This is a genomic window from Clostridium sp. (assembly GCF_021443865.1).
GTDB lineage: Bacteria > Bacillota > Clostridia > Clostridiales > Clostridiaceae > Clostridium.
The window spans coordinates 1-13,330 of the sequence record NZ_JABUTB010000099.1; the positions used below are offsets into that span (position 1 = coordinate 1).

9 protein-coding genes are annotated in these 13,330 nt (G+C 29.0%); all 9 read left to right on the plus strand.

Going from position 1 to position 13,330, the window contains the following annotated elements; translation table 11 throughout:
• Nucleotides 1–51: 51 nt before the first annotated feature.
• The 9 genes from HUJ77_RS13535 (at nucleotide 52) to HUJ77_RS13575 (ending at nucleotide 13,312) form a co-directional block, all read left to right on the plus strand.
• Nucleotides 52–1,035, plus strand: coding sequence for an alpha/beta hydrolase (locus tag HUJ77_RS13535; protein WP_291709474.1), 984 nt, complete (start codon nucleotides 52–54; stop codon nucleotides 1,033–1,035).
• A 296-nt stretch (nucleotides 1,036–1,331) separates the two neighbouring features.
• A complete protein-coding gene (locus HUJ77_RS13540) occupies nucleotides 1,332–2,648 on the plus strand; it encodes a YgeY family selenium metabolism-linked hydrolase (RefSeq protein WP_291709476.1) in 1,317 nt (438 codons plus the stop codon).
• Between the two features lie 39 nt (nucleotides 2,649–2,687).
• Nucleotides 2,688–3,881, plus strand: a complete 1,194-nt coding sequence (ygeW, locus tag HUJ77_RS13545) for a knotted carbamoyltransferase YgeW (RefSeq protein ID WP_291709478.1) — start codon at nucleotides 2,688–2,690, stop codon at nucleotides 3,879–3,881.
• Between the two features lie 91 nt (nucleotides 3,882–3,972).
• Entirely contained in the window at nucleotides 3,973–4,905 is a 933-nt protein-coding gene (gene arcC, locus HUJ77_RS13550; protein ID WP_291709480.1) for a carbamate kinase, read from the plus strand.
• 18 nt (nucleotides 4,906–4,923) lie between these two features.
• Entirely contained in the window at nucleotides 4,924–6,132 is a 1,209-nt protein-coding gene (dpaL, locus tag HUJ77_RS13555; protein WP_291709482.1) for a diaminopropionate ammonia-lyase, read from the plus strand.
• Between the two features lie 196 nt (nucleotides 6,133–6,328).
• Nucleotides 6,329–8,680, plus strand: coding sequence for an ATP-binding cassette domain-containing protein (locus HUJ77_RS13560; protein WP_291709483.1), 2,352 nt, complete (start codon nucleotides 6,329–6,331; stop codon nucleotides 8,678–8,680).
• A gap of 119 nt (nucleotides 8,681–8,799) precedes the next feature.
• Nucleotides 8,800–9,660 carry a MurR/RpiR family transcriptional regulator gene (locus HUJ77_RS13565; protein WP_291709485.1) on the plus strand — a complete coding sequence of 287 codons (861 nt, stop codon included), beginning with the start codon at nucleotides 8,800–8,802 and terminating at the stop codon, nucleotides 9,658–9,660.
• A gap of 280 nt (nucleotides 9,661–9,940) precedes the next feature.
• Entirely contained in the window at nucleotides 9,941–11,395 is a 1,455-nt protein-coding gene (locus HUJ77_RS13570; RefSeq protein ID WP_291709487.1) for a hypothetical protein, read from the plus strand.
• 18 nt (nucleotides 11,396–11,413) lie between these two features.
• Entirely contained in the window at nucleotides 11,414–13,312 is a 1,899-nt protein-coding gene (locus HUJ77_RS13575) for a leucine-rich repeat domain-containing protein (protein ID WP_291709489.1), read from the plus strand.
• Nucleotides 13,313–13,330: the final 18 nt, after the last annotated feature.

A 13,330-nucleotide genomic window follows, 5' to 3' on the forward strand; every position in this document is an offset into this window, starting at 1 on the left:
TAAATAAATAAATAAATAAATAAATAAATAAATAAAAGAGAAGGAGAAATTATGAAGAAGTTTTTTAAAGCTTTAGGGGTAATAATACTTTTAATAATTTTAGTCTCTGGAATTTTTGCTTTTTTAATTAGAGACAAAATAAGTTTAACCGTTAATATACTTAAGAAGTATTCAGAGTTTGTAGAAGAATCTAAGGTGCTAACAAATAATGATTTCAATGGGAAGCAAGATATTACTAAAGATTATATTGAAGTAGAATACAAAAATACAAATGGAGTTCCTTTAACATTAGATATATTTAACGCAAAAAAAGAACTTAAAAATGGTTCACCTGTAATTATTTATGTTCATGGAGGTAGTTGGGTATATGGGAATAAAGAAATTCCAGATGCTATATCACCATTACTTGATGCTTTTAGAGAAGAAGGTTATGTAATAATAAGTACAAGTTATCAGCTTATGAGTGGCGAAGAAAATTTTAACAAGCAAATAAGTGATGTTAAAGATACCATTAGATGGGTTCATAAAAATAAAGACGAGTATAATTTAAATGAAAATAAAATTGGAGTAATCGGTGCATCATCAGGAGCCCACTTATCTTTAATGGCAGCTTATAGTAGCGATGAGGAGTTTGTAGATGATGAAGAATTAAAGAATTACTCATCATCTATAAAATATTTAATTGACTTCTTTGGTCCAACAGATTTAAATACATTAGACATGAGCAATGTCAATTGGGATTTAGAACAAATTATTAATTCCGTTGGAGATAACAAAGAAGAAGTATTAAATAAATATAGTCCTATTAATTATGTAGATAAAAATGCACCTAATACCTTAATAATTCATAGTAGAAAAGATTCTATTGTTCCTTATGAAAATGCTGAAGTATTATATGAGGAGTTAATAAGTAAAGATAATAAAGCTAATATAATAACTTTAGAAGGTGCAACTCATGATTTTTCAGAATTTGATATGGAAGAAGTTGTGGCTGTAGGCACGAAAATGCTAGAATTTATATTGAAAAACATGTAAATAGATAAATATTAAATTTAATTTGCTTTAAAATAGGCTAGCAGTATAAAATAGCCTTATCAATTTGATAAAAAATAGAAAAAATGTGTTTAAAGCTAGGAAAATAGAGAGTTTAACCAAAGTGATAAAGAGTTATCAATATGATAACTCTTTATTTTTTGCCTTAAATAATTAAGAATAATACAACAAAAACATATACATAGCATGAAAAATCATAAAAAAACTTTGGCATACAAATTGCTAATTATATAAAAGTAAAGAAGAAAAGCTTATATAAAATATAGGGAGGAAAAGAAATGGATTTCAAGGAAATAAGAACTAAAGCAGGAAACTATGAAAAGAAAATGACTAAATTTTTAAGGGATTTAATTGCTATTCCTGGTGAAAGTTGTGAAGAAAAGGGTGTAGTTGAAAGAATAGCTGAAGAAATGAAATTACTAGGATTTAATAAGGTTGAAATTGATCCACAAGGTAATGTACTTGGATATATGGGAACTGGTAAAACTTTAATTGGATTTGATGCTCATATTGATACAGTTGGAGTAGGAAATAGAGATAATTGGAATTTTGATCCATATGAAGGATATGAAACAGAAACAGAAATAGGTGGACGTGGAACATCAGATCAATTAGGTGGAATAGTTTCTGCTGTATATGGTGCAAAAATAATGAAGGACTTAAATCTTTTAGATGATAAATATACAGCTTTAGTTGTAGGATCAGTTCAAGAAGAAGATTGTGATGGACTTTGTTGGGAATATATCATTAAAGAAGATGGAATAAGACCTGAATTTGTAGTATCTACAGAACCAACAGATGGTGGTATTTATAGAGGACAAAGAGGCCGTATGGAAATCAGAGTTGATGTTCAAGGGGTTTCATGTCATGGTTCAGCTCCAGAAAGAGGAGATAACGCAATCTATAAAATGGCTGAAATATTAATGAATGTTAGAGACTTAAATGAAAATGATGCAAATGATGATAAAGAAATAAAAGGATTAGTAAAAATGCTTGATGAAAAACATAATGCAGAATGGAAGGAAGCTAATTTCTTAGGAAGAGGAACAGTTACAACTTCTGAAATTTTCTTTACTTCACCAAGCCGTTGTGCTGTTGCTGATTCTTGTTCAATTTCATTAGATCGTCGTATGACAGCAGGGGAAACTTGGGAAAGTTGTTTAGAGGAAATTAGAGAACTTCCAGCAGTTAAAAAATATAATGCAAAAGTAAGTATGTATAACTATGATAGGCCAAGCTATACTGGATTAATATATCCAATTGAGTGTTATTTCCCAACATGGGTACTTCCAGAAGATCATATTGTTACAAAAGCAATGGAAGAGGCTTATAAAGGACTTTATGGAAATACAAGAAGTGGTGCAGTAAATGCAGATGAAATGAGAAAGGCTCGTCCTCTTACAGATAAATGGACATTCTCAACAAATGGAGTTTCTATAATGGGACGTAATGGAATTCCAGTAATAGGCTTTGGACCAGGTGCAGAAGCTCAAGCTCATGCTCCAAATGAAATGACTTGGAAGGAAGATCTAGTTAAATGTGCTGCTGTATATGCTGCATTACCAACAATATATTGTGTTAATAAAGAAAAATAATTTTAAATATAAAAAGTAATGAAGGGTAGGAATTAAAAAATGGCTATAGTGGATAAATATATAAATGAACTTAATAAATTAGAATTTTCAAAGATGTATAATGATGACTTTATGGAAACTTGGAAGAAAAGTGATGATGAATTAAAGGCTGTTTTTACAGTAGCAGAAGCTTTAAGAGATTTGAGAAAAAATAATATATCAACAAAAATATTTGATAGCGGACTTGGAATTTCATTATTCAGAGATAATTCTACTCGTACAAGATTTAGTTTTGCATCTGCTTGTAATCTTTTAGGCTTAGAAGTACAAGATTTAGATGAAGGAAAATCTCAAGTAGCTCATGGAGAAACTGTTAGAGAAACTGCTAATATGGTATCATTTATGGCTGATGTTATAGGTATCAGAGATGATATGTATATTGGAAAAGGTAATACTTATATGAGAGAAGTATCTAAAGCAGTAAGAGAAGGATATGAAGAAGGAACATTAGAACAAATTCCTACTTTAGTAGACTTACAATGTGATATTGACCACCCAACTCAAGCAATGGCAGATGCTTTACATTTAATCAATGAATTTGGTGGAGTTGAAAATTTAAAAGGTAAAAAAGTCGCTATGACTTGGGCATATTCTCCATCTTATGGTAAGCCATTATCAGTTCCACAAGGAATTATTGGATTATTAACAAGATTTGGTATGGACGTAGTTTTAGCTCACCCAGAAGGATATGAAGTAATGCCAGAAGTAGAAGAAATAGCTAAAGAAAATGCAGAAAAATCTGGTGGATCATTTACAAAAACTAATTCTATGGAAGAAGCATTCAAGGATGCAGATATAGTATATCCAAAGAGCTGGGCTCCATTTGTTGCAATGGAAAAGAGAACAGATTTATATGGAAATAATGATTTTGATGGAATTAAAGAATTAGAAAAAGAATTATTAAAGCAAAATGCTGAGCATATAGATTGGCAATGTACTGAAGAGTTAATGAAGACAACTAAAGAGGGAAAGGCATTATACTTACACTGCCTACCAGCAGATATAACTGGTGTTAGTTGTGAAACAGGGGAAGTTGAAGCTTCAGTATTTGATAGATATAGAAAACCTCTTTATAAAGAAGCTAGCTACAAGCCATATGTAATTGCAGCTATGATTTTCCTAAGCAAGGTTAATAATCCACAAGAAGTTTTAGCTAAATTAGAAGAAGCTAAAAAGGAAAGAAAGAGTCTTTAAAATAGTATTATAAGGGTTTTTATCCATAAATAAATGGATAAAAGCCCTAATTATTAAAATATCATAGTCTATAGATTTAAGGGAGATAATTATGAAAAAGAAAATTGTAATAGCGTTAGGCGGAAATGCTCTAGGTAATAACTTAGAAGAACAAATGACAGCAGTTAAATCTACAGCAATGGCTATAGTAGATTTAATTGAAGAAGGACATGATGTTGTTATATCTCATGGAAATGGGCCACAAGTAGGAATGATAAATCTTGCTATGGATGCATTAACAAAATCAGATACAAAATATTCAACAATACCTATGTCAGTTTGTGTAGCAATGAGTCAAGGGTATGTAGGATATGATTTGCAAAATGCATTAAGAGAAGAGCTATTAAATAGAAATATAAATAAACCTGTTGCAACAATAATTACCCAAGTAGAAGTAGATAAAGATGATAAGGCTTTTAAAAATCCTACAAAGCCAATAGGAAGTTTTATGACAAAAGAGGACGCAGATATATTAATTTCAAAAGGAATTAATGTTATTGAAGATGCAGGAAGAGGATATAGAAGAGTAGTTGCATCTCCTAAACCAAAGAGTATAGTAGAGATTGAAATAATAAAGACATTAGTAGAATCAGGAAGTATTGTAGTTGCCTGTGGAGGCGGTGGAATTCCTGTAATGAAGGAAGGAAATCATTTAAGAGGGGCAAGTGCTGTTATAGACAAAGATTTTGCAAGTGCTACACTAGCAAAAGAATTAGAAGCAGATTTTCTAATAATTTTAACTGCAGTTGAAAAGGCTGCTATTAATTATGGTAAAGAAAATGAAAAATGGTTAGATAATGTTTCAGTAGTTGAAATGAAAAAATATGTGGAAGAAGGACATTTTGCACCAGGTTCAATGAAACCTAAAGTTGAAGCAGGAATAGAATTTGCTGAATATAAAGAAGGCAATACTGCACTTATTACTTTATTGGAAAAGGCAAAGAATGGAATTTTAGGAGAGACTGGAACAAGGATAACAAAATAAATATAGGAGTGAAATAAAATGTCTGAAAAAATTAAATGGAAGGAAAACACCATGCCTAAAAGTAATATTAATTTAGACTTTTTAAGCATGGATGAAATAAATAAAGCTAGGAATTTTCACAAGAGTTTTCCAGAGTATAGTGTTACACCGTTAGTTAATTTAGAAAATTTAAGTGAAAAATTAGGACTAGCTGGTATATTTTTAAAAGATGAATCCTATAGATTTGGATTAAATGCTTTCAAAGTACTTGGAGGCTCATATTCTATGGCGAAATATCTTGCTCAGAGATTAGATATGGATATTACAGATTTACCATATGAAAAATTAGTTTCTGATGAAGTTAGAGAAAAACTAGGTGATATTACCTTTGTAACAGCTACAGATGGAAATCATGGTAGAGGAGTTGCTTGGACAGCTAACAGATTAAAACAAAGATCTGTAGTTTATATGCCAAAAGGATCTTCTTTAGTAAGATTAGAAAATATAAGAAAAGAAGGAGCAGATGCTTCAATTACAGATATGAATTACGATGATGCAGTTAGATTAGCAGCTAAATATGCTGATGAGCATAACGGAGTTGTAATTCAAGATACAGCATGGGAAGGCTACGAAGAAATTCCAGCTTGGATAATGCAAGGTTATGGAACTATGGGGTTAGAGGCTTTAGAACAATTAAAGAATGATTATAAAGTAGAAAGACCTACTCATATCTTTTTACAAGCAGGGGTTGGTTCCCTTGCAGGAGGAATTCAAGGGTTTTTTGCATCAGTTTTTGGTGAAGATTGTCCAACTACTGTTATAGTAGAGGCTAAGGAAGCCGCTTGTTATTATGAATCTGCTATAGCAAATGATGGAAGTCCAAGAGTAGTTGGAGGAGATATGCCAACAATAATGGCTGGACTTGCATGTGGAGAAGTAAATATAACTGGATTCGAAGTATTAAAAAATTATGCTAAGGTATTTGTATCAGCACCAAATTATGTTGCTGCAAATGGAATGAGAGTTCTTGGAAACCCATTAAGAAAAGATAATAAAGTAATATCAGGGGAATCAGGAGCAGTTACTTTAGGACTTGTATATGAGTTAATGACAAATCCAGAATATAAGGAATTAAAAGAATCTATAGGGTTAGATAAAAATTCTAAAGTGCTTTTATTTAGTACTGAAGGTGATACAGATCCAGATAAATATACTGAAATAGTTTGGGAAGGAAGTTATAATAGATAATTTTATATTATAATGTTTATAAAAAAGAGTAATTCTTAAATAAAAAGGAATAACTCTTTTTTTATTGATTTTTTTACCTATGAATATTAAAATTGGTTATAATTATAAATATATAGTATTTAATTTATATTTAGTTTATAAAAATGAAGTATAATGAAGAATATTAATTTAATAAAAATATACTAGGAGGAGAAGCATGTTATCACTAAAGAATGTGAAGAAGTCATATACAACAGGTGATTTTAAGCAAGTTGCATTAAATGGAGTAAGCTTAAATTTTAGAGAAAACGAATTCGTGGCAATATTAGGGCCAAGTGGTTCAGGTAAAACTACTTGCCTTAATGTTATTGGTGGTTTAGATAAGTATGATAGTGGAGATCTTATAATTAATGGCAAATCTACAAAGGAATTCAAAGATTCAGAGTGGGATGCATATAGAAATAATAGTATAGGTTTTGTATTCCAAAGCTATAATTTAATAAGTCACTTAAGTATTTTAGATAATGTTGAAATGGGTATGACCTTAAGTGGAGTTTCAGCAACAGAAAAGCATAAGAAGGCTGTAGAAGTACTAGAAAGAGTTGGATTAAAAGAGCATATTCATAAGAGACCTAATCAACTTTCAGGAGGACAAATGCAAAGAGTTGCAATAGCAAGAGCTCTTGCAAATGATCCAGATATAATATTGGCAGATGAGCCAACTGGAGCTTTGGATACTAAGACTAGTGTTCAAATTATGGATCTTATAAAAGATATAGCAAAAGATAAATTGGTAATAATGGTAACACATAATCCAGAGCTTGCAAACAAGTATGCAGATAGGATAGTAGAATTTAGAGATGGTAGTATTATTTCAGATACAAACCCTCTACAAGAAGAAAATAGTAATAGTTCATATAGCCTTAAGAAAACTAGTATGAGTTTTCTTACAGCATTAAAACTATCAGGTATGAATATAAGAACTAAAAAATGGAGAACATTCTTAACTGCTTTTGCTTCTAGTATTGGTATTATAGGAATAGCATTAATATTATCATTATCTAATGGTTTTGATAAGCAAATAGATATGTTTGAATCAGATACACTATCAGGTTTCCCTATTATGATAAGTCAGAGAGCAGCAGAAATTGATATAAATTCAATGATGGAGCGTAGTAAAGAAATGAGAGATCAAGCATCAGGAGAAAATAAGGATTCTAGTAAGTTCCCTGATACAGATGTGATATATCCTTATAATAGTAAAGAAAATACTATTATGCATACGAATAAACTTTCAGATGAATATGTAAAATATATTGAAGAAATTGATGAATCATTACTTTCAGGACTTTCATTTACTCGTTTAGTAAATATGAATCTTTTAAAAAGTGATGGAAGTATAGCAACACCAATTAATTCTTCAGATTTAAATCTATCTTCTTATCCAATAAAGATAGATAATAATTCAGAAGGTTATTTAGAATCTTCATATGATTTACTTGCAGGTAGCTATCCAAAAACAATGAATGATTTAATTTTAGTAGTAGATGAATCTAATAAACTTGATACATCTGTTTTAGAGGCATTAGGATTTGATAGTAGCAAAGAAGAAATTAACTTTAATGATATATTAGGATATGAAATAAAGGCAATTTTAAATGATGATTACTATAAAAAATTAGGTAATTACTATACTTTAGCAGGAAATCCAAATGATATGAGTGAAATATATAATAATGAAAGAGCTATACCATTAAAAATAGTAGGGATTTTAAGAGTTAAAGAAGATGTAACTATACCAGTATTATCACAAGGTTTATCTTATTCAGATGAATTAAGTAAGTACTTTATAGAAGATGCTAAAAAATCTGAAGTTGTAAAGGCTCAAGAAGAAGCAACCTATAATATATTTACAGGGGAAAGCTTTGAAAAAGAAAGAGATAGGCCGGATTCAGGGAATACAAATACTAAGGAAAATATACTTGCTTCTATAGGAGCAACTTCAACACCTTATATGATAACTTTATATCCAAAGGATTTTGCTACCAAAGAAGCTATAACAGATTATTTAGATGATTGGAATGAAGGAAAGGAAAAAGAAGATGTAATTATATACAATGATATGGCTAGTACATTTGTAAGCCTATCAGGTGGTATTATGGATGCAATTACTATGGTATTAATAGCATTTGCAGCAATATCATTAGTAGTTTCATTAATTATGGTAGGGATAATAACTTATATATCCGTACTTGAAAGAACAAAGGAAATAGGTGTTTTAAGAGCTTTAGGTGCTAGAAAGAAAGATATTACAAGAGTATTTAATGCAGAAACATTTATTATAGGAAGTTGTTCAGGTATTTTAGGAATAGTTATTGCTTATCTTCTAACAATTCCAACCAATAATATACTTTATAAAATTACTGATTTAAAAGATGTAGCTGTATTAAATCCAGTTCATGCTATAGTATTAGTAATTATAAGTGTATGTTTAACTCTGATTGGAGGATCTATTCCAGCTAAGATGGCTTCAAAGAAGGATCCAGTGGAGGCACTAAGAACAGAATAATTTATTTGAGCTTATATATAATAGATTTGATATATGAGTAAATATTTTTAATTAGGTATTTCTTTCAATTTATAATATAATTATTTTAATAAGTAAATGAAGATATAAGAGGGATATAAATGAAATCTTTACTAGTAAAGGATAGAAATGAGTTAACTAAAGCAGAAAATAAAATTTGTGATTATATAGAAGAATATATGAATAGTAGTATATATATGACAGTAACTGAAATAGCAAATAACTGTGGAGTTGGTGAGGCTACAGTTACAAGATTTTGTAGAAAGCTTGGATTTAGAAGTTTTTTAGAATTTAAGATGACAATGGCACAAGAGTTTAAAAATAATGCATATGATAATGATGAAAATAGTGATGAAGCAGCTAAAAATGAAGTGTTATCAGAAAAAGACTCTCTAGGTGAGTTTGTTAAGAAATTTTATGATTTGAATATAAATTCTTTAGAAGAAACTTTAAAGAAAATAGATTATACAATAATTGAAGAAATATCAGACATATTAGTAAAAGCAAAAAGAATAGCTTTTGCTGGTATTGGACACTCTGGAATAATTGCAGAAGATGCATATTATAAATTTATGAAAATAGGTCTAGCTTGCAACATTTATAGAGATAGTCACACATTATTAATGATATCATCTTTAATGAAAGAAGATGATGTATTATTTATTGTTTCAAATAGTGGTAACACAGAAGAGGTAAATATGGCGGCAGAAATTGCCAGAGAAAATAATGTAAAGGTAATTTCTATAACAGAGAACTTATTATCAAGATTAGCAAGAGTTAGTGATTATGTGTTAAACTATACATATCAGGAAATAAATCTTGATACGGAATCCTTAGGAATAAGGATATCCCAAAGTTTCTTAGTGGATTTAATATGTACTAATGTAATAAGAAAGAATAAAGAAATGGCAATAGAATCTAAGATTAAAACAGAAAATGCAATTAAAAGAATAAATAAGTAGATAAAAAATAAGCAATGAGGCTAAAAACTCATTGCTTTATTTTTATAGAAAATTATTTTCAAAAATAAAGAAAAAAAGTTTCAGAAAACTATTGATGAAAAGGTTTTACAATGATAATATTAAATAAATAATATAGCTATATTAAACAATTAAGTTAAAAAATAGTAATTTAGCTCTGCAGGCTAATTTTGTACTTATTAAAGTAGACATAATTATAAGCATCATAATAGAAAATGTATAAAAAATTATGATTAAAATTATAAAAAAAGGAGAGAGAAGTGTGAAAAAGTCTACAAAAAAACTGGTTAGCTTACTAATAGGGATTTTAGTTGTTTTAGGAGTTCTTTCAGGTAATGCATATGCAAATTCCGTTGAAAAGTATAAGGGAGGTAATGTTGCTGATAGTATTAATAGTAGAATACCTGAAGAGGTAAAGGAAGAGAATACTCCAAATTTAGAATTAATGTATATTATATATATACAAAATCAAGATGGTGGAAGTATTTATCAAGAATTTCCTGATGGTTCAAAAAGAGAAATGGGAAATGTAATAAGAGCTGGTAAATATCCAACAACTTCTTCAGCAGGTTTCTGGGCATCTCACTATGATGCAGCTAATGATGGAAGTCATTCTGGTATAACAGCTACTGCTTCAAATAATGTTCATGTAAGAGTAGGTCCTAGTGAAAGTTATGATCCTATAAAAGCTTCTGAAATAACTAAAGAATCAGTACCAAGCATTTCTCCAGCGGACATTGAAGCAGCAGGAGTTTGGATGCCAAAGCAATTTACTATAGGAACAGAAGATGATTATGTTTATTCAGAAATTAATAATCCAGCTAAATTTACTGATAGTATAATTTATACAGATATTTTGGGTGGAAGTGAAATTTTTGGGGGAGATAGTGGAGCCTTTGTTGGAAATCCAGTACAATTTTTAGATAATGACCAAGAATGGAAGTCCCTTGATTATTACTATAATGGTAGTTTTGATAAGCCAATACCTGAAGATTTAAGAATAATAGTAAGTAAACCATCAATAGATATTGGATCACCAGTAAGCATTGAAATTGAAAATTGGTCAGCTGGAGATACAGTAAATGGTGAATATAAAGAATCTAATGGAAGAGTATTGCTTAACTATGAAGATGGAACTAGTAAGCATATAGCAGATATAATTCAAAGAGTAAGAGGAACAGGAAGGTTTGGTGGAAGTGAATATTCTCATGTAGGAACGTTTAGAGCAAGTCATCCAGGAGTTATTTGTTTATCTACTTCTCCAAAGGTTGGTAAATCAGGTTGGGGAAAATATATTGATTACTCAGGAGGAATTCAATTAGTGCCAGCTAATCATGCTAAGTTCTTAGCTTATAATTTAGATCAAAAAGCATTTATAGATGGAGCTTTTTCACAACAGCCTCATTATGGAATAATAGCAAGTATTGGATCAAGTAAAGAAGATCTTTATAATCCAGAATATGCACCAAATGGAGAGGTAACCTTTGATCCTATATTAGAAGCAGTAGCACCTCTTTATTCTCAATACTTAAAACCTAAGTATATTGAGGATGATATTGAAAATAGTACTAGGTTTATTATATCAGAGGACTTTGGAGCTAATTGGCAGGATGTGCCTACAATAATGGGCTTAACTGGTTTTAATGAGCATTCATCATCTTTTGAAGAATCACCAGTTGCAAATTGGACAAACATTAAGATTCTATTAGAATATTAAATTATTGAGGTGAGTAATATGAGGAAGAATTTAAAAGCTAAAATAGCTGCATTATCAGTCTTGTTGATATCAATAATGGTTTTGTCATCTTTTACTGAAACTAAATTAGTTTATGCAGATGAAAACGAAGTAATTAGAATTAATGAAGAAGATTTAGATAGAGAGATAAATGAAGAGGAATTAAAACTAATGTTTCCAGATGAAAATTTTAGAAATGTGATTATTAGGACAGTTACCTTTACTATCTATTCTAATCCTCAGGAAATTCCAGATATAGAATCAAATAAAGTTACTTTAAGAAAATTGCAATCTGTAAAGTATTTATTTGCTGTTGAAGAAAAGATTAAGTCAATACAAGGAATATCATATTTAGCAAATTTATTTGAAGTAAATTTAGAGGGAAATCACATAAATACAATTCCAGAAGAAATAGTTAAATTAGAGGCTTTAGACAAGTTAATAATTTCAAGAAATAAGATAGAAGAGCTGCCGGAATATATTGGAAATATGAAAAAACTTCGTTGGTTTGATGTTTCTCAAAACTTATTAACATTCCTACCTAAGGAAATTGGTAGTATTACAACATTAGATAGATTGGATTTTTCACAAAATAAAATAATGGAAATACCATCTGAAGTAAATAATTTAAAAAAGCTTATAAGATTAATTGCTTATGATAATGAATTAACAACTTTTCCAGAGGATATAGCAGGATTACCAGTTTTAAGAGAACTAAGTCTTTTTAATAATAAGATAACTCATTTACCTGATAATATAGGAGCTTTTCCTGAACTTATGTATTTAAGAATTGGGAAAAATAAACTAAAATCACTACCGGAAAATATTGGGGAACTAAAAAAACTATATACATTAGGTGTTGATAATAATGAATTAGTAAGTCTACCTAATAATATAGTAAATCTTAGTAAATTAACAGAATTAAACTTATCTAATAATAAAATAGAAGTATTACCGGAAAATATGAATAAATTAACTAATTTAAAAGAGATAAATTTAGAAAAAAATAATTTAGAAAACTTACCTAATTTATCAACTTTAAATAATTTAAGGACCTTATATATTTCAAAAAATAATATAAAAGAAATAGATGTGAATTTTATCCCAGCTTCATTACAATATATAGATTTATCAAAAAATCAACTAACTGTAGTTCCAATTTTAAAAAACATTAAGCATTTAGATATTTCTTTTAATAAGATAAAAGAAATTAAAGAAGAAATAGATGATATGAAAGTAATATCATACTTAGGGTTAAATAATAATGAAATAAAAATATTACCTAATAGTATAGGTAATATGATAACTTTAACAGGAATAAACTTAAGTGATAATAAATTAGAAGAGTTACCAATTGAATTAGGGAACTTATCAAGATTACAAGGATTATATATAAGTAACAACGAATTGTTAGAAATACCAAGCTCAATAGGAAATATAGAAGAATTAAGATTTATTTTTGCAAATAATAATAGATTAACAATAATACCAAAGGAAATAACGGATATTGAAAAATTGAAGAAAGTTGATTTAAGAAATAACTATTTAACGAAATCAGACTTTAGTGATAAGATTAGTATTTTGTTAGATGGGAACTTTATAAAAGGTATGGAAGGACAATTTGAAATAGAAAAAGTCTCTAATAAAAAGATTGATTTTCAGATCGGGGAAGAGATAAATTTATTAGATTATATAAAAATTAAGGGATCAGATAAGGAGATACCTTTAGGTGTGATTGAAATTCAGGATATATCTAATAAAGAATTCTTTATTATTGGAAGTAATTCTACTAGCATAGTTGGAACAAAGAAAGGTACTGGAAAAGTCTTAGTTAAAATTAAAAATTCTACAGTAGATAATGCTAGCGAAACTTTAGGTGTAAGGATAAAAAATAAATAAATAAATAAATAAATAAAT

What these genes read in the sequence shown, in the direction of transcription:
- HUJ77_RS13535 (WP_291709474.1), top strand. Translation starts at nt 52, where the DNA reads ATGAAGAAGTTTTTTAAAGCTTTAGGGGTAATAATACTTTTAATAATT.
- HUJ77_RS13540 (WP_291709476.1), top strand. Translation starts at nt 1,332, where the DNA reads ATGGATTTCAAGGAAATAAGAACTAAAGCAGGAAACTATGAAAAGAAA.
- ygeW (WP_291709478.1), top strand. Translation starts at nt 2,688, where the DNA reads ATGGCTATAGTGGATAAATATATAAATGAACTTAATAAATTAGAATTT.
- arcC (WP_291709480.1), top strand. Translation starts at nt 3,973, where the DNA reads ATGAAAAAGAAAATTGTAATAGCGTTAGGCGGAAATGCTCTAGGTAAT.
- dpaL (WP_291709482.1), top strand. Translation starts at nt 4,924, where the DNA reads ATGTCTGAAAAAATTAAATGGAAGGAAAACACCATGCCTAAAAGTAAT.
- HUJ77_RS13560 (WP_291709483.1), top strand. Translation starts at nt 6,329, where the DNA reads ATGTTATCACTAAAGAATGTGAAGAAGTCATATACAACAGGTGATTTT.
- HUJ77_RS13565 (WP_291709485.1), top strand. Translation starts at nt 8,800, where the DNA reads ATGAAATCTTTACTAGTAAAGGATAGAAATGAGTTAACTAAAGCAGAA.
- HUJ77_RS13575 (WP_291709489.1), top strand. Translation starts at nt 11,414, where the DNA reads ATGAGGAAGAATTTAAAAGCTAAAATAGCTGCATTATCAGTCTTGTTG.